Genomic DNA, 26,380 nt, shown 5'->3' with positions numbered 1-26,380 from the left:
GATGAACCGGGGGCGACGGAGGCATCACGGCCGCTGCCGGCTTGCCTTGTAGAGCCGCCAGGCGGCCACTGTGCCCCCGAACACCGCCAGCACCAGGCACGCCAGGTGCAATGTGTTCACCGACACCAGGTCGAGCAAGCCATTGCTGCTCGACAGCGGCCGCCACGGACGCATATCGCTGTGCATGATGGCGTCGAGCACGATGTGCGACAGCGTGCCCAGAAACGCTCCCGTGCACGAGGCCAGCCAGCTGATCCGTTGATGAGGAATCTTCAGGAGCCTGAGCACGAATTCGCTGACCGGCTTGCCCGTCAGCGCGGCAACGGCGCCGATGGCCAGCGCGCCAGCCAGGGTATGGGTTGGACCGTGCAGGATGTCGGCGCCCTGGATCAGGCCCACCAGCGGCTCGATGTCTATCAGCACTTGCGCGCCGCCGAACACCATGAAGCTGAAATGGCGCCCGCCCACGGCTTTCATGGCCGCACCGGGACCGAGGTGAAATGGCGTAAACGGCATTTAGGCGTGCGAAGCGGCGATCAGGCGCTCGGGCGCCAGGATCGCGTATTCCTGCAAGTTCGCCGTGCCCAGCAGGCGGGTGTCGTGATACACCCTCACCCGGCCAAGGCTGTCCGGCAAAGTGAGCGCTTCCTTACCGAGCGCCAGGCGCTGCCCTTGCAGGAAGCGCTTGGCCAGTTCCTCGGTCAGCTGCACCGCCGGGAAACTCGACAGCAAGGCATCGACCGGGGCCAGCAGGGTAAGCGGTTCGGCGTGCGCCTGCAATGCTTCCAGCGTCACCATGCCATCGATGGTCAGCGCGCCGACCTGGGTGCGGCGCAGCTGGATCAGGTGGGCGCCGCAGCCGAGCGCGTGGCCGATGTCTTCGCCCAGCACGCGGATATACGTGCCCTTGCTGCAAGTAACCGCTAACTTCAGCAGCGGCGTTTCGAACGAAATCAGTTCCAGCTTGAGGATGGTGACCGGGCGCGCTTCGCGCTCCAGGGTGATGCCTTCGCGCGCGTACTCGTAATAGGCCTTGCCGTCGCGCTTGAGCGCCGAATACATCGGCGGCACTTGCATGATGGGGCCGCGGAACTGCGGCAGCACGGCTTCGATCTGGGCCAGGGTGACGTCGACATCGCGCATGTCGATCGCTTCGCCTTCGGTGTCGCCGGTGGTGGTGGTGATGCCCAGGTGGACCGTGGTTTCGTAGGTCTTGTCGGCTTCGAGCAAGTCTTGCGAGAATTTGGTCGCTTCACCGAAACACAGCGGCAGCAAACCCGTGGCGAACGGGTCGAGCGTGCCGGTGTGGCCGGCTTTCTTGGCGTTGAGCACGCGCTTGGCCTTGATCAGCGCGTCGTTGGAGGACAGGCCGACCGGTTTGTCGAGCAGCAGCACGCCGTCGACCAGGTCGCGCACGCGTTTGATATGGGCTTGTTTCATGCTGGCTTATTCGGCGTCCGGCTTGGCTTGGTCTTCCGGGACCGGGTCCGGCTCGGCGTCGGCCGCGCGGGTCGCGTTGGCCTGGTCGATCAGCAGCGACATTTCCATGCCGCGCGAGGTCGAGGTGTCGTGCACGAAGTGCAGCATCGGCAAGGTGTGGATATGCAGGCGCTTGCCCAGCTGGTTGCGGATGAAGCCGGCAGCGGCGCCGAGGCCGTCGACCGTGTTCTTGATCGTTTCCTTGTCGTCCTTGAACATGGTGAAGAACACCTTGGCGTGGGCGTAGTCGGGCGTGATCTGCACTTCGGTGATGGTGATCATGCCGATGCGCGGGTCTTTCAGACCGTAGGCGACGATTTCGGCCAGGTCGCGCTGGATCTGGTCGGCCACGCGCAAGCCGCGGGCGGGAATGGTTTTGCTGTGTTTAGCCATGGTCGTATACTACTCTTTATGATTTTGTAAGGTGGAAAAGCGCAGCGCCGGAGCCGGCGTCAGGGCCGAATACCACAAACTTAAAAACCGTCATTCCCGCGCAGGCGGAAATGACGGTTTTGGGGGGCGGTGGCCGCAATAGCGTCAGCTGGCGGCCACCGGTTCGGCGCCCCGTTTCCAGGGCGCCTCACAGTTGTGCATCCAACGATTACAGCGTACGGGCGATCTCTTGAACTTCGAACACTTCGAGGACGTCGCCGACTTCGATATCGTTGTAGTTCTTGAGCGACAGGCCGCACTCCAGACCGGCGCGCACTTCTTTCGCGTCGTCCTTGAAGCGCTTGAGCGAATCGATCTCGCCAGTCCACACCACGATGTTGTTGCGCAGCAGGCGAACCGAGGACGAACGCTTGACCACGCCATCGGTGACCAGGCAACCGGCAATCGCGCCCACTTTCGAGACCAGGATAACCTGGCGAATCTCGACCTGGCCGGTGATGTGCTCGCGCTTCTCCGGTGCCAGCATGCCCGACAACGCCGCCTTGATCTCGTCGATCGCATCGTAAATGATGTTGTAGTAGCGAATGTCCACGCCGTTCGACTCGGCCAGCTTGCGCGCCTGGGCGTCAGCACGGGTGTTAAAGCCGATGATGACCGCTTTCGATGCCACCGCCAGATTGACGTCCGATTCCGTAATGCCGCCGACCGCTGCGTGGACAACCTGTACCCGCACTTCGGAGGTCGACAGTTTCTGCAGCGAGCCAACCAGCGCTTCCTGCGAACCCTGCACGTCGGTCTTGACGATGACCGGCAGATTCTTGACTTCGCCTTCGCCCATGTTGTCGAACATGTTTTCCAGTTTCGCCGCTTGCTGCTTGGCCAGTTTGACGTCGCGGAACTTACCTTGACGGAACAGACCAATTTCACGCGCTTTACGCTCGTCGGCCATGACCATGACTTCTTCACCGGCAACCGGCACTTCGGTCAGACCCTGGATTTCGACCGGGATCGACGGACCAGCTTCGCTGATCGCCTTGCCGTTCTCATCCAGCATGGCGCGCACGCGGCCATACGAGGAACCAGCCAGGATCACGTCGCCGCGACGCAGGGTACCGGACTGCACCAGGATCGTCGCGACAGGACCACGGCCCTTGTCCAGACGTCCCTCGACCACCAGGCCGCGCGCTGGCGCGTCGACCGGGGCTTTGAGTTCCAGCACTTCGGCTTGCAGCAGAACCTGTTCCAGCAGCGCATCGATGCCTTCGCCGGTCTTGGCCGACACCGGCACGAATGGCGATTCGCCACCGTATTCTTCCGGCACGACTTGTTCAGCAACCAGTTCCTGCTTGACGCGGTCCAGATTCGCACCCGGCTTGTCGATCTTGTTGATCGCCACGACCAGCGGTACGCCGGCAGCTTTTGCGTGAGCAATTGCTTCCTTCGTCTGCGGCATCACGCCATCGTCGGCGGCAACCACCAGAATGACGATGTCGGTTGCCTTGGCGCCACGGGCACGCATGGCGGTAAACGCTTCGTGACCCGGGGTGTCGAGGAAGGTGATGATGCCGCGCGGCGTTTCGACGTGGTATGCGCCGATGTGCTGCGTGATCCCGCCCGCTTCGCCCGACGCCACTTTGGCACGGCGAATGTAATCGAGCAGCGAGGTCTTGCCATGGTCGACGTGACCCATGACGGTGACCACCGGTGCGCGCGAGACGGCTTCGAAGTGGGCGTGTTCGCCCTGGTCGGCCAGCAGTGCTTCCGGATCGTCGAGTTCAGCCGCAAATGCCTTGTGGCCCATCTCTTCCACCAGAATCATCGCCGTTTCCTGATCCAGCACCTGGTTAATGGTGCACATCTGGCCCAGCTTCATCAGCTGCTTGATCACTTCCGATGCCTTCACGGACATCTTGTGTGCCAGTTCGGCGACCGTGATGGTCTCAGGAACGTGAACGTCCTTGATGACCGCTTCGGTCGGCGCCTGGAAATTGGTTTCGCGGTCATCGCTGTGCGATGGACGACGGCCCTTGGCGCCACCGCGCCAGCTGTCGCGGCCACCCGGCGAACCGGTGTTGCCACGTGGCTTGATCGAGCCCGGCGCGCCGCGTTTTTTCGCGTCGTCCGACCAGGTCGACGAGACATTGGCCGACTTGATCGACTTCTTGTCCGCCGTAACCGGCTTCTTGTCGCCCGGCTTGTCGCCCGGCTTCTTGTCGGCTGGCTTGTGCAAGGTGCCTTCCGGCGGTTTCGGCTTCAATGCCGCCACCGGTGGAGGAACTGGCTCAGGCGCCTTGATCGCGCGCCGCGGCGCATTCATCATGGCCTTGATCTGCGCCACTTCGTCGGCCACGGCCTTGCGGGCGCGGTCGTTCGCTTCGGCACGGGCCGCAGCTTCTTGCGCAGCAACGGCAGCCTTTTTCTTGGCTTCTTCGGCAGCAGCTTTCTTCGACTCGTCGGCGGCAGCCTGATCGGCGCCAGCGGCGGCGGCGGCAGCAGCAGCGGCGGCGCGCTTCGCTTCAGCATCCGCTTCTTTCCTGGCGTCGGTCTCGGCCTGCTTGGCCTGGGCTTCTTTTTCGGCGTCGAGCTTGGCGAGGCGCTCCTGCTTTTCACGCAGGTCGGCTTCCTGGCGCGCAATCAGCTCTTGCTGGCGGCGTGCCTCTTCCTCGCGACGGGCCACTTCGGCCGCGTCGATCACTGGTGCAACGGGCGCCGCGGCCACTGGCGCTGGCGCCGGATCGTCGCGCTGCACGAACGTGCGCTTCTTGCGCACTTCTACCTGGATCGTGCGCGACTTGCCAGTGGCGTCAGCCTGCTTGATCTCAGTGGTTTCCTTGCGCGTCAGCGTGATTTTCTTCTTCTCGGTGTCGGTCGCCGTGCCGTGGGTACGGCGCAGGTGATCCAACAACTTATCCTTATCATCTTTCGACAATGGATCTGACGTCGAACTTTTATCGACGCCGGCAGAACGCAGCTGCGTCAGCAGCAAATCTGCAGGCATCTTCAGTTCGGTGGCAAATTGGGCTACGTTGTTACTCGCCATTCAGTCCTCTTTTCTTTGTGTCGAGACAGATGATAAGGTTACTCAAATTAAGCCTTGGCCACTTCTGCCAGGCTCCAGGCTTTCGCCTGCAGCGCCTTGGCGCGGTCGTCATACTTTGAGTCGACCAGCTTCATCTCGTCGTCGGTCACATCATTAAATTCATTCTTGATCAGATCACGTGCACGGTCCGACGCCAGCGCCAAAATAGCGCCAAATTCGTCGTACGCGAGCGCCGCGAACGCCTCAACGTTCTTGATACCGGCCAGGCCCAGCTTGCCCGCAGTGTTGCGGTCCATGCCTTCCAGGTTAACCAGCTGCTCGTCCATCCCTTCCAGGCCTTCTTCCGAAGCAATTGCTTCAGTCACCAGCGCATCACGGGCACGGGTCCGCAGTTCGTTGACGGTATCTTCGTCGAAGGATTCGATATCGAGCATCTCGGAAATCGGCACATACGCGATTTCCTCCAAGCTAGCGAACCCTTCTTCCACCAGGATGTCGGCCACTTCCTGGTCGACGTCGAGTTTTTCCATGAACAGCGCGCGTACTGCCGCGGTTTCCTGAGCCGATTTATTCTCGGACTCTTCCGCCGTCATGATATTGATCTTCCAGCCGGTCAGCTCGGCAGCCAGGCGCACGTTCTGGCCGGAACGGCCGATCGCGATAGCCAGGTTTTCCTCGTCGACCACGACGTCCATCGCATGCTTTTCTTCGTCGACCATGATCGACGACACATTGGCCGGAGCCAGGGCACCGATGACGAATTGCGCCGGGTCTTCCGACCACAGCACGATGTCGACGCGTTCGCCGCCCAGTTCACCCGTCACGGCCTGCACGCGCGAACCGCGCATGCCGACGCAAGTACCGATCGGGTCGATGCGCTTGTCGGCCGTGTACACGGCGATCTTGGCGCGCACACCCGCATCGCGGGCAGCCGATTTAATTTCCAGCAAGCCTTGTTCGATTTCCGGCACTTCCAGTTCGAACAGCTTCATGATGAATTCCGGCGCGGTGCGCGACAGGATCACCTGCGGGCCGCGCATATTGCGGTCGATGCGCAGGATATAAGCGCGCACACGGTCGCCGATACGCAGATTCTCTTTCGGGATCATCTGGTCGCGTGGCAGGCGTGCTTCGATCTTGCCCGATTCGACGATCGCGTCGCCGCGTTCCATGCGCTTGATGGTGCCGGTCACGAGCGAGTCGCCGCGCTCCAGGAAGTCGACCAGGATCTGTTCGCGCTCGGCGTCGCGTACACGCTGCAGGACCACCTGTTTGGTGTCTTGCGCGAAGCGGCGGCCGAATTCGACGGACTCGATCGGTTCTTCGATATATTCGTCGACTTCGATGTCGGGGATGTTTTCCTTGGCTTCGAAGTGCAGGATTTCCTGGTCGGGCAGCTGCAGGCCGGCCTCGTCGGGCACCACGTGCCAGCGGCGGAAGGACTCGAACTCGCCCGAATCACGGTCGATGGACACGCGAATGTCGACTTCGCCCTCGTAACGCTTCTTCGTGGCTTGCGCCAAGGCGAATTCGAGCGCCCCGAAGACCACATCTTTATCGACATTTTTTTCGCGCGCCAGCGCATCAACCAATAACAAAACTTCGCGACTCATGCTTTGCGACTCCTAAAATCCACCTGCGGCACCAAGCGTGCCTTATCCAAGTCGGCGAGCGTAAACTCCAACAGCGCCGGACCATCCTTGCTTTCAAATTCCAATGCGATATTCTCGCCTTCCGGGGCCTGCAAGATACCGGTGTAGGTCTTGCGGTCGGCCGTACCAGGCATGGCCACGCGCAGCTTCACGGTGCATTCGCAACCGGCGAAACGCGCGAAATCGGCCAGGGTACGCACCGGGCGGTCGAGCCCCGGCGACGAGATTTCCAGGCGCTCGTAGCTGACGTTTTCCACAGTCAGCACGTGCGACAGCTGGTGACTCACGGTGGCGCAGTCCTCGACCGTAATCGGGCCTTTTTCGGCCGCGTCGGCTGCAGTGAAATCGATATACACGCGCAGGATGCCGCGCTCGCCCCGTTCGACATCAACGAGTTCGTAGCCCAGGCCACTGACTGTCTTGGCGATTAATTCAAACTGCTGCAAACAAGTTCTCCAGATCACGGCCCCGCGGGACCACTAAAAACGATTTACCAAAAAAAAAATGGGCATCTGCCCATCTTCCTATACTCCCAACCAGATGAAAGCACTTGCACCAGTCTGTGGTGGGAAGAACTTTTATTAGGCTGCAGATTATAACCTGTTATCGGGCTGCCCGCAATCCGATGACGGGCAAATGAACAGGCATACAACACTTATCAATTTTAAAACAAAAGCCGCAGGGCGGGTGCCGTGCGGCGATGCGTGCGCGGGGTGCGGATCACAAAACAACACCGCTACCGTCGGTCCTGCCACGGGCAGAACCGACTTCCCGCGCAGGGCTAGGCGCCCCCGTGGCAACCCAAGTTTGCGGAGTCGCCTGTGGCTGCGCGACGAGCTTGGGTTCCCGCCTGCGCGGGAACGACGTGTTGGTGGCTACGGGAACGACCAGCTATGGCATCAACCGCGGCGACCGCGACGCGGCATGCCGTGATCGGCGCTGCGCGGGCCTTGCGGACCCTGCGGACGGCGATTACCGCCACCTGCATTGCCGAAACCGAAGGTCGTTTGCAGCGGATCCGGCTGGCGCGGCCCCTTGGCCCCGCCACCATTGCCACCATTGCCGCCGGGACGGCCGGTGCGCGGCTGCGCATCGCCCTGGGGACGCGCCGAACGCGGCTGCCCATCACCCTGCGGGCGACCCTGGCCCTGGCCACGGCTCTGACCATCGAAGCCGCCGGCACTGCGCGCTTGTCCGCCCATGCCGCCGCCCATCCCACCGCCCGCACCACCTGGACGCCCCTGCGGACGGCCACCGGCACCGCGCCCCGCACCGCCACGTCCATTTGGCGGACCGAACGGATCGGCATTGCGGTTGGCGTCGACGCGGTCGATGCGGTTGCCATCGGAACGCTTGTCCTCGTCGGTGCGCGGCTTGGCGTCGCTGCGGCCTTTCGGACCGCGCGCGTCATTGCCGGCGCCTTTTTTCTCGACGCCGAACGCGGCCAGCAGGTCGCGCACGGTGTTTTCTTCCATTTCATCCCAGCGACCGCGCTTGAGGTTGCTTGGCAGGGTCATAATGCCGTAGCGGGTACGGATCAGGCGCGAGACGGTCAGGCCGATCGCCTCGAACATGCGGCGCACCTCGCGGTTGCGGCCTTCGCCGATGACCACGCGATACCATTTGTTGATGCCTTCACCGCCGCCATCGGCGATCTTGGTGAACGAGGCCACGCCGTCGTCGAGCTCGACGCCGGCCAGCAGCTTCTGGCGCATGCCCTCTTCCAGCTCGCCCAGGGTACGCACCGCGTATTCGCGGTCAATGTTGTAGCGCGGGTGCATCAGGCGGTTGGCCAGGTCACCCGAGGTCGTGAACAACAGCAAGCCTTCGGTATTGAAGTCGAGGCGGCCGACGGCCAGCCATTTGCCGGCCTTCATGGTCGGCAGGCGGTCGAACACCGATGGACGGCCTTCCGGATCGTCATGGCTGACGATTTCGCCGGCCGGCTTGTGGTACACCAGCACGCGCGGCGGCTTGCTGGTGACCTTGCGGTGAATCAGCTTGCCGTTGATGCGCACGGCGTCGGTCGGCAGGATGCGCTGGCCGATGTGGGCCGGCTCGCCATTGACCGACACGCGGCCGGCAATGATCAGGTCTTCCATGTCGCGGCGCGAACCGAGGCCGGCTTCGGCCAGCACCTTGTGCAGCTTGGGCGCGTCGTCGTCGGAGGTCAGGTCGCGGCGCACCTGCTTGACCGGCTGCGCGCGGCCGCCGTCGTTGGCGTCGAACGCGTCCGAGGTCACGTACGAGAACGCGGCATCGGCATCGTTCATCTTGTTCTTGCCGTGATGCTGCAAGCCTGGATTGCCTTTTTTGTTCTTTTTCACGCGCGGCTTGGCATCGAGGCTGCGCGCCGGGCGCGGACCGCGCTCGGGACGGGCAACCGGCTCGGCCGGTGCTTCGGCGACGACTTCCGGCTCGCCCGATTCGGCGCGCTCCATCTGGATGCGGGCTTCGCGCTGGCCGCGCAGTTCGCGCATCTGGCGCGGGCCGCGTGGCGGACGCGGGCCACGTTCCTGGTTCGCAGGCGCGGTGCCGTCGGCGGCCGGGGCGGCGGCATCGGCGGCGGGAGCTTGCGCGGCATCGGTGGCGGCTGCTTTCGGCGCGCGCGGCTTGCGGGCGGCCGGGGCTGGCGTATCTGCTGCGGGCGCGGCGGTGCTGGCGGCTGCCGGAGCGGACTCGCCCGCTACCACGGCGGGCGCTTCAACGGCAGCGGCTTTTTTAGCACGCGGCTTGGCCGGGGCCTTGGCCACTGGCGCCTCGGCGGGCGCGGCGGCCTCGACGTCGGCAACGGCCTTCTTGGCGGCGGCGCGCTTCGGTTTCGGCGCGTCGGTGCCGGCGGCGGCGTCCGCCTCTATCTGTGCCTTGGTGCGGCGTTTTGGCTTGGCCACGGCCTCATCCATGCCTGTTACGTCGGCGGTACTTGTCTCTGTCGATTTAGTTGGATTCATTATTCGTTTCTTGGTTGTGCTGACCTGGCGCAGCGTCAACCGTTATTTCCGGCGCAGGGTCGTGGATGAGGACTTCAAGAGATGAAGTATCGGAGCCGGCCGCATCCGCGACGGCGGGAGGAAATGCCTCCTGCGCGTCGCCGCTACCTGCACCATCGTCGTTTGCGGCCTCCGAGGCCGCCGCTTTATCAAAATTCTCCTGCAGGGCCGCCTCGAGTGCTTCCATTTCGAGACCGCCCTGCATGTCGCTGATTTGCTGCAACGGAGGCAGCTGGGACAGCGAATTCAACCCCAAATCGTCAAGGAACTGCTTGGTCGTGCCCAGCAAGGCCGGGCGGCCGATCACTTCGCGGTGGCCGATGGCATCGATCCAGCCGCGGTCTTCCAGCATCTTGATCGTCTGCGAATTAACGGCAACGCCACGTATTTCTTCGATATCGCCGCGAGTGACAGGCTGACGGTAAGCGATGATCGCCAGCGTTTCCAGGGTGGCGCGCGAATACTTCTGCGGCTTTTCCGGGCTCAGGCGATCGAGGTACTGCTTCATTTCCGGGCGGCTCTGGAAGCGCCAGCCGCTGGCCAGGCTGACGATTTCGATACCGCGCTCGCTCCAGTCGCGGCGCAATTCCTCGAGCATGATCTTGATGGTATCGGCGCCGACCCCGGCGCCCATCGGGCGGCCATGGTCATCGACATCGACGAACAGCTTCTTCATGCCGTGAATCGACATGGGCTCGCGCGCACAGAGCAAAGCGGTTTCGAGGACCCGTTTGGCCTCATCAGTATTCATAACGATGTCGTGTGCGGATGTTGCAATTAGGTCTGCAGAGAAAAAATCAAACAAATACCACTCAACGCATGGCAGCGCGCGTCACAGAATGACGCCGATTTGCAGAGAAACACGTTGAAACTGGAATCCGTCGCCCGGGACGAAGCGCGCTGGGCGGGAATGTTACTGGTGGCGAGATGCGAACCCTGCCACACGGCTACCTGCATACCTGGCGAGGCTAAACCGTTGATTTTCAAGAGAAACGCTGGTTCGCCGCAGCGGCAAGGAGGCCAAGCTCCGGGCGCGCACTACACGAACGATCGACATCGTTTCCTCCAACTGCGGCCATTGTACCTGATAAAAGCGCGAAAAGGACAAGCAGCGGCGTCAGAAACCCCTGCAAATGCTTGCACCAAAATGGCCCGCACCCCAAACCGGGGTCAGAGCTCTGACTAGCAATTAATTGCCCGCCAACTGCAAAACAAGCCTCAACCGGGGTCTGACCTCTGATTAGCAATTAGTTGTCGGGCGGATTCCCAATAACGGTACTGCCCAGGCCCGGCCATGCCTCCGCTCTATGAACGCAACGCGCCCATCACCGAAATCCTCAGGCAGCAATCGTGCCGAAATCTCGCTTACTGCGCCAAATATAGCAATTAATTGCCAATCAGAGGTCAGACCCCGGTGCTGAGAGTTTCCCAAAACGAAACTAATTGCTAGTCAGAGCTCTGACCCCGGTTGTAGGAATTTGTGAGAGGTCCAACTTCGTTTGTAAGAAATTTCTTAGCTGCCGAGCTTTTCCGCGAGGATGGCGGAGACGCCGAGGAAGGCGGGATATTCAGCTGTGATGACGAACGTCGGCACTTGCGCCAGATAGTTGACGAAGCGCCCCTTATGCTCGAAGCGACTGCGGAAGCACGACCGCGCAAAGCGCTCGCCCAGCCGCGGCACAATGCCGCCACCTATATAGATACCGCCCTGCGCACCGAGCGTAATCGCAAGATTGCCCGCCACCGTGCCCAGCATGCCGCAGAAGGCTTCGATCGCCTGGTCGCACAGGGCGCACTCCCCCGCCAGCGCGCGCCGCGAGATCTCGGGAGCATCGAGCTCCTGCGCCACCTGCCCCGTATGGTGCGCCAGCGCGCGGTAGATCAGCTCGATGCCATCGCCCGACAGCAGGCGCTCGGCCGATACGTGCTCGTACTGGCGCCACGCGAATTGCAAAATAGCAACTTCGGTCTCGTTGGCCGGCGAAAACGTCACGTGTCCGCCTTCGCTGAGCAACGCTGTCCAGCTGTCGCCGGCCGGAATCAGTCCCGACACGCCCAGCCCGGTTCCGGCGCCGACCAGCCCCAGCGGCGTACGCGCACGCGCCACGCCGCCGCCAATCTGCAGCTTCTGGGTATCGGCAAGGTGCGGCAAGGCACGCGCCAGCGCGGTAAAGTCATTGACCACTTCCAGCGTCTCGAAGCCGCACTCGAGCCGCAACGCGGCGATCGAGAACTCCCAGTGATGGTTGGTCATGCGCACCAGGTCACCCGTAATCGGATTGGCAATGGCCAGCGCGGCGTGACGCAAGGCGCCCACGCCGGCGGCAAGCACCTTCGGCGAGCCGAGGTAGGCGCGCAGGGCCTCTGCCAGGGTCGGATAGTCGGCACAGGGCAGAACCGCGATCAGCCCGGTCTGCCCGGGCGCAGTCTCCAGCGCGAAGCGGGCGTTGGTGCCGCCGATGTCAGCCAGCAGGCGCGGCCCGTCAGCATAGCCTGGGGACGGGGAAACGGAAGATGGCGCGGTGTATTGCTGAGTCATGGTGGCGAGTGTTCTATGGACTCGCCAAGCTTAATGGATCACATGCCCGAGGTGCAAGCTTTCTTTGTAGTTTTAGTACATTCCAGCCATAAAATCCCCCGCGGAGGCGAGCTTGGAGACCGTTATGCGTAGTATAGGTACGCGCAACAGTCGCAAAACAGCGTTGGAAGTTGCGAAATCAGCCCGCGTGGACAGTGAGGGGGTCGCTCCGCCCGGTGTGGTGGGCGTTCCACGCGTCCAGTCCGCCATGCAGGGGCCGGGCGCGGTGATAGCCCTTGGAAATGAGCTCCTTGGCGACCTGGGCCGCCGTGACATCGTTGGGGCAACTGCAATAGACGACAATGTGGCGGTCCTTGTCGAGCAGCGCCATGAAGCTCTCGGGCGCGCAGGCGTTGTAGATCAGCGCGCCGGGCACGGCTTGTTCGAGCTGCTGGGCGGTAATGCTGCGCGCGTCGATGATGATCGGCTGCTGCCCGCCGTGGATCAGCTGGACCAGCTCGCTCATGCTGATGCGCTCGATCTGCATGCCCTGGCGGAAGCGGCGCCGCTCGATGTACTTGTACAAAACGAACAATGCGAGCAAGGTCAGCAGGACCATCAGGGCGGTGCTGCCCATGTCTTCGAGCATGACCAGCACTTTGTCGACACTCTTGTGGAAGATGGCACCAATGGCAATCCCGGTGCCGCTCCACAGCAGGCTGCCGGTCATGCTGAAGGCCAGAAAGCGCGGCGTGCTCACGCCCAGCGCGCCGGACATGGGCGAGGCGATGATATTGAAGCCCGGAACGAATTTGGCGACCATCAACGACTTGGGACCGAAGCGGTTGAAGCGGTCTTCGGTCTGGCTGACGCAGTAGTCGGGGGAGAGCGAAATCTTGCACAACAGCCGCAGGATGCGCTTGCCGTAAAAGCGTCCGGCGTTGAACCAGAACACGTCGCTGATCAGACACGCGCCGACGCTGGCGGCCAGGCACACAGGCCAGCTGATCTCGCCGCCCGCGGCCAGCGCACCGGCCACGATCAGGATCGGGAAAGCGGGAATCGGCAGTCCGATTTGCTCGACCAGCACGATGGCAAACACGATGAGCACACCGTAGACCTGGAGCAATTCGATAAGATTGGGCATGGCGCTATCTTAGCCGAAAATGCGCCGGAATTCCCCGCGCCCCCGCATCGCCGCAGCTGGCCGTCGCGCAGCGGCGTCTTTACGTGCGCGGAATCGCTCCCAGCAGTGCCTTGGTGTACGCACGCTGCGGATTGCGGTACAGCTCGTCGGAATCGGCCATCTCCACCACGCTGCCGGCGCGCATCACCATGACCCGGTCGGCCATGTATTTCACCACCGACAGGTCGTGCGAAATGAAGATGTAACTCATGCGGTATTCGTCTTGCAGGTCCTGCAGCAGATTGAGTACCTGCGCCTGCACCGAGACGTCGAGCGCAGACACCGATTCGTCGCACACCAGAATCTCCGGACGCATGGTCAGGCAGCGCGCAATGGCGATGCGCTGCCGCTGCCCGCCCGAAAACTCGTGCGGATAGCGCTGCATCGCCTGCGCCGGCAATCCCACCTTGTCGAGCAGTTGCAGCGCCATGGCCGTGCGCTCGCCATCGCCCGCGCCGATGCCGTGAATGCGCATCGGTTCGAGCAGGATCTGCCCCACCGTGAAGCGCGGGTTGAGCGAGGCGTAGGGATTTTGAAACACGATCTGGATGCGCCGCTTGTACGCCATGAATTCGCGCGCCGGCATGCCGATCAGGTCCTTGCCGTCGAAGATCGCCGTGCCGCCCGTGGCCTGGTGCAGGCGCAGCAGGGTCAGTCCGACCGTGGTCTTGCCCGAACCCGACTCGCCCACCACGCCCAGCGTCTTGCCGCGCGCCAGGGTGAACGACACGTCGCTCACGGCGCGCAGCTCGCGCTTGCCGAACAGTCCTTCGCGCGCGTAAAAACTCTTGCTCAGGTTGCGCACGACCAGCACTTCCTCGTCGCCGTCCGCATAACCGCGCTCGCGCTGGGCGCCGGCGGCCTGCTCGCGCACTTCCACCTGATCGTCCGGATAATCGTCCAGCACCGGCAGGCGCAGCGGACGCCGTTCCAGCCGCGGGCGGCAGTGCAGCAGCGCGCGCGTGTAGGCGTCGGCCGGCTGGTCCAGCACCTGGCGCACCAGGCCCTGCTCGCGCACCTCGCCGTGGCGCATCACGATGACGTGGTCGGCAATCTCGCTGACCAGTCCCAGGTCGTGCGTGATGAACAGCACCGACATGGCGCGCTGCTGTTGCAGGCGGACGATGAGGGCCATGATCTGCTTCTGGATGGTGACGTCGAGCGCGGTGGTCGGCTCGTCGGCGATCAGCAGGGCCGGCTCGCACGCGATCGCCATCGCGATCATCACGCGCTGCTGCTGGCCGCCCGACAGCTGGCCGGGATTGGCGTCGATCTTGTGCGCAGGGTCCGGCATGCCCACTTCATCGAGCAAGGCCAGCGTGCGCGCCCTCGCCTGCTTCGCGCTCATGCCCATGTGCAGGCGCAGCACTTCGCCGATCTGGTAGCCGACCGTCAGCACGGGATTGAGCGAGGACATCGGCTCCTGGAAGATCATCGCGATTTCCTTGCCGCACAGGCGGCGCCGCTCGCGCGCCGGCAGCGCCAGCAAGTCGCGCCCGTCGAACACGATGCGCGAGGCCGGATCGATCAGCGTCGTTTCCGGCGCCAGCAAACCCATCACCGCCAGCGAGCTGACCGACTTGCCGCTGCCCGATTCGCCCACCAGCGCCACGGTCGCGTTGCGCGGCACCGCGAACGAGACGCCGCGCACCGCCTCGACCGTGGTGTGCTTGTCGACGCGAAAGGCAATGCGCAGATTGTCTACTTGAAGCAGCATGCGGGCCTTCTACTTGAGTTTCGGATCGAGCGCGTCGCGCAGCGCATCGGTAAACAGCGAAAACGCCGTCACCAGCAGCGCCATGGCGGTGGCGGCGGCGGTCAGCTGCCACCATTTGCCGAGGATCAGTTCGTTCTGCGCTTCATTGAGCATGCTGCCCCACGACACCACGCCGACCGGCACGCCGAAGCCGAGAAAGCTCAGAATCACTTCGGCCTTGATGAAGCCGACCGCCAGGATCGACAACTGCACCAGCGCCACATGGCTGATGTTGGGAAAAATATGCGAGAACATCTTGCGCCAGTGCGAGGCGCCGATGGCGTCGGCCGCCATCACGTATTCGCGCCCCTTGTGTTTCATGTATTCGGCGCGGATCAGGCGGTACGGCCCGGTCCAGCCGGTCAGCCCGAGAATGAGTACGATGGTGCTCACGCCCTTGTGCTGCAGCACGGCGGCCACCGCCAGGATCATCAGGATCGAGGGGATCGACGTGAACACGCTGTAGAACCAGTTGAACAGGTCGTCGACCACGCCGCCGAAGTAGCCGGAGAGCGCGCCGAACAAGGTCCCCAGAAAGACCGCCAGCAGCGCCGCCGCCAGCCCCACCACGATCGAGGTTTCGCCGCCCTTGATGGTTTTGAGCAGGACGTCGTGGCCCCATTTGTCGGCCCCGAACGCCAGCGTGGCAAGGCGCGCGGGCGGCGGCGCGGTGATGGCGGCGCCCTGCGCCTCAATAATGGCGGCGATGTCGCCGGCCAGCGGATCGAAACCGTTCGGCGGCGGCGCCGTGCGCGCGACGCCCGCGCCCTGCTGCGTTACCGCATCGGGGCCGATGAACGATGGCGGCGCATAGGTGACAGCCACCTCCTCTTCCCACCCGGCGCCGATCACGCCCATGACCGAGAGCGCCAGCATGGCCAGGAACAGCGCCACCACGGCCAGCGACACCATTGCCACGCGGTCGGCGCGCAGGCGCCGCAGGGCCAGGGTCCACAGGCCGGCCCGTGCGTCCGCCATCATGCGAGCTGCACGCGCGGATCGACCGCCTTGTACAGCAGGTCGGCCAGCAAATTGAACACCATGGTGGCGGCGGCCACGTACACGGTAATCGCCTTGATCACCGGAAAATCGCTGCGCTCGACCGCCAGAATGACTTCGCGCCCGATGCCGGGAATGCCGAAGAACCGTTCCAGCAAAAACGCGCCGATCAGCAGCGCCGGCAGGTTCGCCATCACGTGCGTGATGATGGGGATGGCGGCATTGCGCAGCACGTGCACCCACATGATGCGCCGCTCGGACAAGCCCTTGGCGCGCGCCGTGCGCACATAGTCCTGGTGCACTTCGTCGAGCACGAAACTGCGGTACAGGCGCAGGGTCGGCGCGATCGACACCGCCAGCCCGATCAGCACCGGCAGCGCCGCATAGCGCAGCAGATTCTCGCCCAGCCCCGTGCCCCAGCCCTGCACCGGGAACAGGCCCATCTTGTAGGCCAGGCCGTACTGGAAGGCGATGATGTACACCAAAATGCTGACCGACATGCCGACCGTGCAGGCAATCATCACCGCGCGGTCGGTCAGCGAGCCGCGCACGAACGCCACGGCCAGCGCCAGCGCGATGCCGATCACGGTCTCGAGCACGGTCAGGGGAATGAGCACCGTCAGCGACGGCCCCAGCCGGCTGGCGATGATGCGCGAGACCGGCTCGCCAGTGCTCCAGGCGTTGCCGAAATCAAAGGTCACGATCTGTTTGACGAAGATCCACAGCTGCACATGCATCGGCTGGTCGGTGCCGAGCTGGCGCCGGATATTCTCGATCTCGGCGGCATCGGACATCTTGCCGGCGAGCAGATACGCGGGATCGCCGCCGATCCAGTTAAACAAGATAAACACCAGCAGCACGACGCCGGCCATGGTGGGCAGCATCTGCCACAGGCGGCGCAGGATATAGGCAAGCATGGGGTGTGGCGCGGTCTTTCCTGGTCGTGGTCCGGTTCAGTCGCGCCGTTGCGCAGGCCATCACGATAGCGCATTTCGGCCGCGCGCGGTCATGACAGGCGAACAATGTCCAAGCGCGCCATGCCTTCCCCGCGCCCCTGTAAACACAGGCCGACGACAGACTACGCCGACAAATTCAAGTACAAATTTGTAGCGTCAAGAAACTGTTGTTTCGCTGCCAAAATGAACGGTGTGTACATTGACAGTCCGACACTCAGGTGTTGATATATGTGCGCTTGGAAAATGTTCTCACCAACTATTTCCCAAGAAAACGGGAGACTGCATGTGTTTTCTGCCCATTTCAGCAAGCCTGTGCTGGGAATGGCGCAAAAAGCGAAATAAGCATGCAGATACAGACGTCTTTAACATTGATACCCTCTGGAGTTACACATGTTTAGAAAAACCGCAATTGCGCACGCCGTCTCTCTGGCGATCGCTTCGGCAGCACTTTCCGTGGCCGCACCGGCCATGGCGCAGGACGCACCAACCGGTCCCATCCAGCGGGTCGAAGTCACCGGTTCCAGCATCAAGCGCGCCAGCGCCGAAACGGCTTCTCCAGTACAAGTCATTACCGCGCAAGACATGGCCAAGTCCGGCAAGGGCACGGTCGCGGAATACCTCCAGACCCTCACCGCCGATGGCGCCGGTTCCCTGCCGACAGGCTTCGGCAACGGTTTTGCCGCCGGCTCGACCGCGATTTCGCTGCGCGGCCTGGGCGCCACGTCGACCCTGGTGCTGCTCAACGGGCGCCGCATGGCGCCGTTCGCGCGCGCCGACGATGGCCAGAAGAGCTTTACCGACCTGTCGACCATTCCGATGGAAGCGGTCGAGCGCATCGAGGTGCTGAAAGACGGCGCTTCCTCGACCTATGGCGCGGACGCGATCGCGGGCGTGGTCAACATCATCCTGCGCAAGGATTTCACGGGCCTGATCGCCAAGGGCACGATCGGCCAGTCCAAATACAAGGACGGCGAAATGGCCAAGGGCTCGCTGACCTGGGGCAAGGGCAACCTGGAAGCCGACGGTTACAACGTGCTGGTCAACGCCGAGTACTACACCAACAACGAACTCAAAAACAAAGACCGCGCCAACCGCGGCTGGATCGGCCACGGCGACCTGCGTCCGTACGGCTATGCGATGGATACCCAGTTCGCTTCCGGCTATCTGGCGGGCAGCAACAACACCGGCGCCAGCCCGACCGGCTCGATCCGCAATCCGGCCAACAATACCTACGTGTCGCTGCCCGGCTGCGCCGCCCTGTCGAAGACCGCCAACAGCGATCCGCAAGGCGGCTGCCTGTGGCACCACGACCAGTTCCGCTCGATGCAGCCGCAGGTCGATGGCCTGAACCTGTACACGCGCGTGAGCAAAAAGCTGGGCGAGGACCTGCAAGTGTACGGCGAAGTCGGCTACTCGAAACGCGACACCTCGTTCACCCTGATTCCGGGCGAAATCACGCGCACCTATGCCGGCCCGCCGACGGCCGCCAATCCGACCGGCGTGACCAACTGGGGTTCGGGCGCCGGCACCACCATGCAGCTGGCCGCCAACCACCCGCAAAACCCGTACGGCGTGCCGGTGCGCGTGCGCTATTCGGCCTTCGACGTCGGTCCGAGCGAGCGTTCGGTCAACAATGAATTCAACCGCTTCGTGGTGGGCCTGAAGGGCGCGGCCATGGGCTGGGATTTCGACACGTCCTACGTGCATTCGGAATCGAAACTCGATCTCTTGTACAGCAACATGCTCAACCTGCGCGTGGTCAAGGATGCGCTGGGCAATCCGGCCAGCCAGTACTTCCCGTACTACATCGGCGAGCAGGCCGGCAAGAACCCGGCTTCGCTGTACGCGGCCATGGTGCGCACCGCCACTTCGCATTCGACCACCCAGCTCGACATCGTCGACTTCAAGGCCTCGCGCGAGCTGTTCCAGCTGCCGGGCGGCGCCATGGGCCTGGCCGTGGGCGGCGAGCACCGCCGCGAAAAACTCGACAATCCATCCCTGTCGGGCACCGAAGACGGCAGCATCAACTCGTCCTACGTGGCCGCCAAGGGCGAAGAGAAGATTTCGGCGGTGTTCCTCGAAGTGGCGGCGCCGGTACTGAAATCGGTGGAATTGTCGGCCGCGCTGCGTTACGACAAGTACACCAACTTCTCCTCGACCACGCCGAAGCTGGGCGCCAAGTGGACCCCGCTCAAAACCTTCGCCCTGCGCGGCACCTACTCGGAAGGCTTCCGCGCGCCGGGCGCCGCCGAAGCGAGTGCCTCATCGCGTTCCACCGGCACCGCAACCACGCGCGATCCGGTCCGTTGCCCGGGTGGCACGCCGGCAGCCGGCGGCGGCAGCGCCACCGATTGCTCGGTCTCGCTGGCCGCGGTCAAGGTGGGCAACCCCAACCTGAAGCCGGAAACGTCGAAAGGCATGACGCTGGGCATGGTCTGGGATCCGCTCAACGATACCAGCCTGTCGGTCGACCTGTGGAAGATCAAGCGCAGCGACGAGATCAATCCGCTGCCGTACAACGAAGCGGCCGCCCTGCCGACCGCCGTGCGCGCGGATAACAATCTGGTGGTCGGTGGCGTGGCCATTCCGAACACCGGCACCATCCTGATCTCGAACGCGCCGTACCGCAATTCGAGCTTTACCGAGATCAAGGGCGTCGACTTGGACATCAAGCAGAAGTTCCGCCTCGGCGACTTCGGCCGCGCCAACCTGGGCCTGACCTGGACCTACATCGATTCGTGGATCCGGGCCGAATCGGCTACCGTCAAGTACCAGTACGCCGGCACCCACGGCAACTGCGACACCTCCAACTGCGCCGGCACGCCGAAGCAGAAGATCAGTTTTGTCGCAGGCTGGGACTGGCAAGACCTGAACCTGACGCTCACCACCAACTACCGCTCGAAGATGAAGAACGTGCAGTTCGAAGGCGAGCTGTGCGCGTCGAAATTCGCCAACGGCACCCCGGCGCCGAACGCCGAATGCACGCTCGGCTCGTTCACCGCGACCGACCTGTCGGTGCGCTACAACCTGTCGAAGAACTTCCAGCTGTTCGGTTCGATCAACAATCTGTTCGACAAGGTCGCACCGCTCGATCCGCTCACCTACGGCGGCATGAGCTACAACCCGATGGACGCCAGCGGCGCCATCGGCCGCTACTTCAAGGCCGGCGCGCGCTACCAGTTCTAGTCTTAACCGGCAGTGAACGCATGACACCGGGCGATGCGCAGGCATCGCCCTTTTTTATGCCCGCCCGGATGTGCATATGCATACGACTATCGTCGGCACACTGTTCAAGGGCAGCAATTGCTGCCTGCAGGAACATGCTTGCTGACGGGAAGCTTACTTTGTAAATCAAGCTAAACAATTTAGCCATTTCCGTTGTATTTCGATCAAACCCAATCTTGTTCGATTGACACCCGCAGCACCTGATGATTCTATAGTCCCCTCTCACTTTTGGATGGAGTTGAACAGCATGATGAAGCCAACCGTATTATCCCTGTCGTTGGGCGCGATTTTCGCTGCCGGCGGCGGACTCGCAGGCGCGGCGTTCGCACAGGACGGCCAGCCAATGCAGCGCGTCGAGATCACCGGATCGTCGATCAAGCGCATGCAAAGCGAAACCGCCACGCCGCTGAGCGTCATCAAGGCCGACGAGTTCATCAAGCAGGGATTGACCACGGCCCAGGAAGCGCTGTCGCGCATTCCATCGAACCAGACCACCATGGGCAGCGGCAACGTCGTTGGCGGCAACAGCAGCGGCTTGCCGACCGGCGGCCAGGCCAGCGCCGATTTGCGCGGCCTGGGCGGCGACAAGACGCTGGTGCTGCTCAACGGCCGGCGCCTCGCCAACCACCCGTACGACAGCTCCAGCGTCGACCTGAACATGATTCCCCTCTCCGCCCTGGACCGCGTTGAAGTGCTGCGCGACGGCGCTTCCGCCATCTACGGCACCGACGCCATCGGCGGCGTGATCAACTTCATCACCAAGCGCTCGGTCAACACCACCACCATCACCGGCGAACTGGTACGCCCGCGCAAGGCCGGCGGCGACGAAGAGCGCGTCAACCTGTCCACCGGCTTCGGCAACCTCGACAAGGACGGCTTCAACATCTTCGGCGTGGTCGACTGGCACAAGCAGGAATCGATCAATTCGCAGCAGCGCGAATTCTCGAAAACCGGGATCGTCCCGAGCCGCGGCCTGAACCTGACCAGCGGCACCACCTTCCCCGGCAATTTCTACGATGCCGGCGCCGACAAGTCCGGCAATCCGGGCTGGGCCAGCGGCTGCAACCCGCCGTTCTCGGTACCGAACGCGGCCGGCATCTGCCGCCAGGATTACACGCGCCAGATCGACAGCATGCCCGACCAGGAACAACTGGCCATTTTCGCGCGCGCCAGCATGAAGCTCGGTGCCGACCACCTGGCCAGCCTGGAATTCCTGCATTCGCAAAACGACGTCACCTCGCGCACGGCGCCGCCGCCGCAAACCGGGCTGATCATGACCAACAGCAGCAAGTACTATCCGAAGAGCGGCGTGTCCGGCGGGCCGCTGTCGATCAACTGGCGTCCGCTCGAATCGGGCCAGCGCACCATCGATTCGCAAGGCAAGGCCGACCGCATCGTGTTCGGCATGGAAGGCTTGCTGGCGGGCTGGGATTACAAGGGCGGCCTGTCGCACTCGATGTCCAAGTCGAGCGAAGACTTCGTGGGCGGCTACGTGGCCGACGCCGCGTTCGCGGCCGGCGTGGCCAATGGCATCCTCAACCCGTTCGCGCTGCAGGATGCGGCCGGCAAGACCTATCTGGAGAGCACCGCCCTGCGCGGCCGCGTGCAGAGCGCCGAAGTGAAGAACACCGCGTTCGACTTCAAGGCCAGCCGCGACCTGATGCCGATGGGCGGCGGCCAGATGGCGGTGGCGGTCGGCACCGAAATCCGGCGCGAGACGGCTGACTTCAACGTCAACCGCGCGATCGCCTCGCAAGCGTCGAGCTCGGGTCTGTCGGGTTCGCTGTCGAAAACCGGTTCGCGCAACATCCAGGCCGTGTTCACCGAACTGAACCTGCCGTTCACCAAGGAACTGGAAGTGCAGCTGGCGGCCCGTTACGACCGCTACAGCGACGTCGGCAACACCACCAATCCGAAAATCGGCCTGCGCTACCAGCCGACCCAGCAGCTGCTGGTGCGCGGCTCGGCCAGCACCGGTTTCCGCGCTCCGACCCTGTTCGAGAAAAACGGTCCACCGTCGCGCAACGATACCAACGACAGCTACAACGATCCGATCCTGTGCCCAGGCGGCAAGCCGCAGCCAGGCTCGAATCCGCTGCGCGATTGCGATCTTCAACAGTTCAAGCTGCAGGGCGGCAATATCAACCTGAAGCCGGAAAAATCGAAGTCGTTCTCCTTCGGCGCCGTGATCGAGCCGATCCCGAGCGTGACGATCGCCGCCGACTACTGGAACATCCAGTTGAAGGACAAGATTGCGGCCCTGCCGGAGCAAACCATCTACGGCAACTACGAGAAGTACAAGGCGCTGTTCCTGCGTAATCCGGACGGCTCGCCGAACGCGATCGAAAACTTCCTCAACAACCTGGGCGAAGTCAAGACCGACGGCGTCGACGTCAGCATGACCTTGCGCCTGCCGCGCACCAGCGTCGGCAACTTCACCGTCACGATGGACGGCACCTATGTGCACAAGTACGACTACCAGAACGAGCGCAATGGCGAATTCGTGCACAACGTGGGCCGCTACGCCGACATGGCGCCGGTATTCCGCTGGCAGCACACCGCCTCGCTGAACTGGAACAGCGGTCCGTGGGGCGCGAACCTGTCGCAATCGTTCAAGTCCTCGTACCAGGATCAGAACCAGGTCGCCGACGAGTTCAAGCACAAGGTCGAGGCGTACAGCCTGCTGAACCTGTCGGGCAGCTACAGCGGCATCAAGGGTCTGACCCTGACCGCCGGCCTGAAGAACCTGCTGGACGAACAGCCGCCATTCTCGAACCAGGGCACCCTGTTCCAGAAGGGCTACGATCCGCGCTTCAGCGACCCGATCGGCCGCGCCGTGTATCTGCGCGCCAGCTACGCGTTTTAAGCGTTTTCAGCTGACGAGAAAACCGCCGGAGTCCGGCGGTTTTTTTTGGTCTTCGCTGGCCCTCCGCAGGCGCGGCGGTTCCTTTCCCGATACCAAGGCGCATGTCGCCTATCTTCCAGACCGCAACGCATTGTCACTTGCGACGCGCGCCTATCGACGCAGGCGTTACCCCCCATTCACGCGAAAAGTGCTGAACGGTCTTCCTCGCCCCATGCAAGAGCAGCGTGTCCAGGAGAAGTACGCGAGTGTAAGGCGGATTTTCGAGGCTGTTCACGCAATTGTCCAAGGCACGACCGACCCTGGCACCGTCAGCTTGCGCGAGATGATCGATAAATTGCCCGGGCGAGACAACGCCAACGCCAAGTTGCGCCATGTCAGACACTGCGAGATGCCTGAGATTGCTCGACACAATAAAAACCTTATCCTTTTCATTGAACTGCCGGGCGTAATCTAGCAACACCAACCCGGCTGCAGCGACATGCTTGTCGCGCGGATCCACAGCACTTGGCACCTTGGCCAGCATGGCCGGGTGGTCATGACCGAAGACTGCATGTTCGGCGACAGCCCCCTTGTAGCAAGCCAAACGTTTCTCCGCCTTTTTCTCTTCGGCGAAAGCCTGTCTGGCCGTACGTGACGCTGTGTCTCCACCGCGTTTGAGAGCGACTTTCGACCAATTGCGCAAGAACTCAGCTTCGATGTTCAGACTCCATCTCGCGGAGAACAGGCCCAGCAAACACATATCGAACAAGATGTCGGAGAGCCGCGGCGGCAATAGGACGTTTGCGTCGAGCAACGCGTGGGTGGTGCCGCCAGGAGACAGAGGGTGGTCGACCACCACCTCAGTTTCGCCGGCGGGTCTTCAGGTCCACAAATGCTGCGTCGGGAATCGCATACATGCCGGTCTCGGTGGCGACCGCCCGGTAGTCGGACTGCGCAGCATTGGCATCGCGCTCCGCAATCCATGCGCGCACCGATGGCTCAGGAACACTGCGTCGTCCGTCCTCTGCGACCAATGCCCCCTCCAGCTTGTTGTTATCGATGAGCATCGCGACATACGCCAGGCCGCATTGCATCAAATCGGCCGCATCCTCGGTCGTCAGCATTTTGGCGGCAGGCGCGGTCTCAGACGGCGCTTCAGCATGGAGTAAGACGACATCAGCCAAATATCGTTGCATACCGATGCGCATGCGTTGCGCCGAGTCATCCTGCCCGTTCAAGAGTTCATGGAGCGCATCGGCAATCTGTTGTGGCGCCTCCGCAGCCAGGCTCGGCAACTTCGACACCAGGCCTTCCGCGATGCGGGCCAACGGGTCGTACGCGATGGAGTGGGTATGCGGTTTCTTTTTGAAAACGGTGGTCATGGAATGCCTCCCTTATTACCGTCTCAATTGTAGTTCAAGTGGTGCGGCAGCCGCCAAACGGCATAGGGGGCGGCCCCAATGGACCGCTCCCCAGCCACACCACCCGGCATGCGGGTCCGCACCGGGCGGTTCGAGTAGTTGAGGTTAAGACAGGCGAGGTACGCCAAGTGCATCGAAGTAGGCAATCGTGAGGACTGTTTTCAACAGTCGATCAGCGTTTCGCCACCAGCAGCGGCTATTCGCCGCGACCTGTTTTGCGACCGAAGGCGCCGCCCCGAGCCGGAACAGTTCCCGATACATGGTTTTCCCGCGCTTCCAGTGCTTGAGCTGGATCGCCCTGAGCCTGTGGCGCAGCCATTCATCGAGTCTCTTCCAGATCCTTGGGGTCTGGGCCAACTTGAAGTACCCTTTCCAGCCGAGCATGTAGGAGCGCAGTTTCTCGACGCTCTGGGCCATGCTGCGGCCACAGGAACGCCTCGTCAATTCACGGATTTTCTGCTTGAATGTTGCCAACGGCTTGTCCGCGACCTTCAGTTTCACCACTTTCCCACTTGCCACCCACAGGCTGTAACCGAGGAATTTGCGGCCGAATGCACTGGCCACCGCACTCTTGCCTTCGTTGACCACGAGGTGCAACTTAGCATAGCACCGGCGCAACAGCACCATCACCCGCTCGCCAGCACGTCTGCTGCGAACATAGACATTCGCATCGTCGGCGTAGCGCGCAAAGCAATGGCCGCGCCGTTCCAGTTCCTTGTCCACTTCATCGAGCAGGACGTTGGCCAGCAGCGGCGAGAGCGGCCCGCCTTGCGGCGTGCCCTCGTGCCGCGACTGCACCACGCCATGATCCATGATGCCGCTGTTGAGGTAGGCGCGAATCAGTCGGATCAGGCCAGCGTCGTCGATGCGTTTCCGCAAGCGGTCGATCAGGATGTCGTGGTTGACCCGGTCGAAGAACTTCGACAGGTCCACGTCCACCACGATCCGCCGTCCCGACTGCACGTACGCGCGCGCGGCAAGGACCGCGTCCTGCGCACGCCGGCCCGGACGGAAACCGTAGCTGTGCTCACTGAATGTGGGATCAAGAATCGGTTGCAGCACTTGAAGCAGTGCTTGCTGGATCAAGCGATCCGTCACCGTCGGAATGCCGAGCTCGCGCTCGCCACCGTCGGGCTTGGGAATCATCACCCTGCGTACCGGGCTGGGCCGGTACGTCCCCTCCAGCAGTTGTTCGCGTATTTCCGGCCACGCAACAGCCAGATAGCGCGAGGTTTCGTCGATGTTCCGACCATCCACCCCGGCTGCGCCTTTGTTGCGACGCACACGCTTGAACGCTTGCAGCAGGTTCTCTCTTCTCAATGCCGCACGCAGCAGCATTGATCCTGCGTCTCCTGACACATGTCGCGGACCGCAAGCTTCGTCGCTGGGGGTTGCAGACAGGGCTTCACCCTGACCGGTGGCCTCCCGCCCCGCTGACGCGGGCATCTGACGCATTGCCTGTTGTATCGACATGCCGGACAACACTCCTACTCGTTCGGTCCTTTGTCGGCGGGGTCGAGCCTTCCCGGCGCTACCACCGACTACTATGACCTCTGCTGAGACCCTGCTACGGCAGCGCCGTCGTCCCTTCAGACGTGAGGCAGGGCGTCCCCAGGTAAGGGCCGCACTCCTTCATCACACAACCGCCGCATTTACGCCACGTCGCCTTGACCACAAGAGCTTTGCGGTTTCTCGCCCGCTCGCCCTGCTCGGCAGCGCCTTCTATGCAGTTCGTGTACCTCGGCTCATGATTTACGATTCGCGCTTCCTTCCCACGGTCGATTACTCTTCCGCAGTTGCGCTTCACTTCGCTCGCTGTGGTCAGCTCGCGGCGGGACTTGCACCCGCAGGAGTGCGCCCATGCTGGGCGCACAAGAAAAAACCCCGCCGGACACAGTGTCCGGCGGGGTTTTTTACGTC

Annotated in this window: 18 protein-coding genes; 2 read left to right on the top strand and 16 right to left on the bottom strand. The window is 62.8% G+C overall.

The window, feature by feature from the left end; genetic code table 11:
• Positions 1-24 precede the first annotated feature (24 nt).
• The 13 genes from CR152_RS08930 to CR152_RS08870 all read right to left on the bottom strand — a co-directional run bounded on the left by CR152_RS08930 (position 25) and on the right by CR152_RS08870 (position 16,930).
• Positions 25-477: a metal-dependent hydrolase gene (locus tag CR152_RS08930; protein WP_208640097.1), complete on the bottom strand. Its 453-nt coding sequence runs from the start codon at positions 475-477 to the stop codon at positions 25-27.
• Positions 478-516: 39 nt separating this feature from the next.
• Positions 517-1,440, bottom strand: a complete 924-nt coding sequence (truB, locus tag CR152_RS08925) for a tRNA pseudouridine(55) synthase TruB (protein ID WP_099874600.1) — start codon at positions 1,438-1,440, stop codon at positions 517-519.
• Positions 1,441-1,446: 6 nt separating this feature from the next.
• Complete coding sequence (gene rbfA, locus CR152_RS08920; protein WP_099874599.1) at positions 1,447-1,872, bottom strand: 30S ribosome-binding factor RbfA; 426 nt, start codon at positions 1,870-1,872, stop codon at positions 1,447-1,449.
• Between the two features lie 208 nt (positions 1,873-2,080).
• The gene (infB, locus tag CR152_RS08915; RefSeq protein WP_099874598.1) at positions 2,081-4,912 is read right to left on the bottom strand and encodes a translation initiation factor IF-2; all 2,832 of its coding nucleotides are present in this window, start codon (positions 4,910-4,912) and stop codon (positions 2,081-2,083) included.
• 47 nt (positions 4,913-4,959) lie between these two features.
• Positions 4,960-6,525, bottom strand: a complete 1,566-nt coding sequence (gene nusA / locus CR152_RS08910) for a transcription termination factor NusA (protein WP_099874597.1) — start codon at positions 6,523-6,525, stop codon at positions 4,960-4,962.
• Positions 6,522-7,010 (bottom strand): ribosome maturation factor RimP, encoded by a 489-nt coding sequence (gene rimP / locus CR152_RS08905; protein ID WP_099874596.1) that lies wholly within the window; start codon positions 7,008-7,010, stop codon positions 6,522-6,524. Before rimP ends, nusA begins: the two co-directional genes overlap by 4 nt.
• Before the next feature lie 453 nt (positions 7,011-7,463).
• Complete coding sequence (locus CR152_RS08900) at positions 7,464-9,515, bottom strand: pseudouridine synthase (protein WP_099874595.1); 2,052 nt, start codon at positions 9,513-9,515, stop codon at positions 7,464-7,466.
• Complete coding sequence (scpB, locus tag CR152_RS08895; protein ID WP_099874594.1) at positions 9,502-10,305, bottom strand: SMC-Scp complex subunit ScpB; 804 nt, start codon at positions 10,303-10,305, stop codon at positions 9,502-9,504. The genes CR152_RS08900 and scpB overlap by 14 nt, the downstream gene beginning before the upstream one ends.
• 762 nt (positions 10,306-11,067) lie before the next feature.
• Positions 11,068-12,093, bottom strand: coding sequence for a glucokinase (locus tag CR152_RS08890; protein ID WP_099874593.1), 1,026 nt, complete (start codon positions 12,091-12,093; stop codon positions 11,068-11,070).
• 178 nt (positions 12,094-12,271) lie between these two features.
• The gene (locus CR152_RS08885) at positions 12,272-13,219 is read right to left on the bottom strand and encodes a VTT domain-containing protein (RefSeq protein WP_099874592.1); all 948 of its coding nucleotides are present in this window, start codon (positions 13,217-13,219) and stop codon (positions 12,272-12,274) included.
• A 79-nt stretch (positions 13,220-13,298) separates the two neighbouring features.
• Entirely contained in the window at positions 13,299-14,975 is a 1,677-nt protein-coding gene (locus CR152_RS08880) for an ABC transporter ATP-binding protein (protein ID WP_099874591.1), read from the bottom strand.
• Between the two features lie 9 nt (positions 14,976-14,984).
• Positions 14,985-15,995 carry an ABC transporter permease gene (locus CR152_RS08875; protein ID WP_099874590.1) on the bottom strand — a complete coding sequence of 337 codons (1,011 nt, stop codon included), beginning with the start codon at positions 15,993-15,995 and terminating at the stop codon, positions 14,985-14,987.
• A complete protein-coding gene (locus CR152_RS08870) occupies positions 15,992-16,930 on the bottom strand; it encodes an ABC transporter permease (protein ID WP_099874589.1) in 939 nt (312 codons plus the stop codon). Before CR152_RS08870 ends, CR152_RS08875 begins: the two co-directional genes overlap by 4 nt.
• 429 nt (positions 16,931-17,359) lie before the next feature.
• Between CR152_RS08870 and CR152_RS08865 the strand changes: the two genes are divergently transcribed.
• Together CR152_RS08865 and CR152_RS08860 are read left to right on the top strand one after the other, a co-directional pair.
• Positions 17,360-20,155 carry a TonB-dependent receptor gene (locus tag CR152_RS08865; protein WP_208640096.1) on the top strand — a complete coding sequence of 932 codons (2,796 nt, stop codon included), beginning with the start codon at positions 17,360-17,362 and terminating at the stop codon, positions 20,153-20,155.
• A gap of 286 nt (positions 20,156-20,441) precedes the next feature.
• The gene (locus CR152_RS08860; RefSeq protein ID WP_099874588.1) at positions 20,442-23,060 is read left to right on the top strand and encodes a TonB-dependent receptor; all 2,619 of its coding nucleotides are present in this window, start codon (positions 20,442-20,444) and stop codon (positions 23,058-23,060) included.
• A 133-nt stretch (positions 23,061-23,193) separates the two neighbouring features.
• Here the strand turns inward: CR152_RS08860 and CR152_RS08855 are convergent, their stop codons facing one another.
• The 3 genes from CR152_RS08855 to ltrA all read right to left on the bottom strand — a co-directional run bounded on the left by CR152_RS08855 (position 23,194) and on the right by ltrA (position 25,933).
• Complete coding sequence (locus CR152_RS08855) at positions 23,194-23,898, bottom strand: hypothetical protein (protein ID WP_099874587.1); 705 nt, start codon at positions 23,896-23,898, stop codon at positions 23,194-23,196.
• Position 23,899: 1 nt separating this feature from the next.
• Complete coding sequence (locus tag CR152_RS08850; RefSeq protein ID WP_099874586.1) at positions 23,900-24,421, bottom strand: hypothetical protein; 522 nt, start codon at positions 24,419-24,421, stop codon at positions 23,900-23,902.
• Between the two features lie 144 nt (positions 24,422-24,565).
• Positions 24,566-25,933 (bottom strand): group II intron reverse transcriptase/maturase, encoded by a 1,368-nt coding sequence (gene ltrA, locus CR152_RS08845; RefSeq protein ID WP_099874585.1) that lies wholly within the window; start codon positions 25,931-25,933, stop codon positions 24,566-24,568.
• Positions 25,934-26,380 lie beyond the last annotated feature (447 nt).

Source organism: Massilia violaceinigra (assembly GCF_002752675.1).
In the GTDB taxonomy this organism is placed as follows: Bacteria; Pseudomonadota; Gammaproteobacteria; order Burkholderiales; family Burkholderiaceae_D; genus Telluria_A; species Telluria_A violaceinigra.
This window is presented reverse-complemented; position numbering and strand designations above follow the sequence as displayed.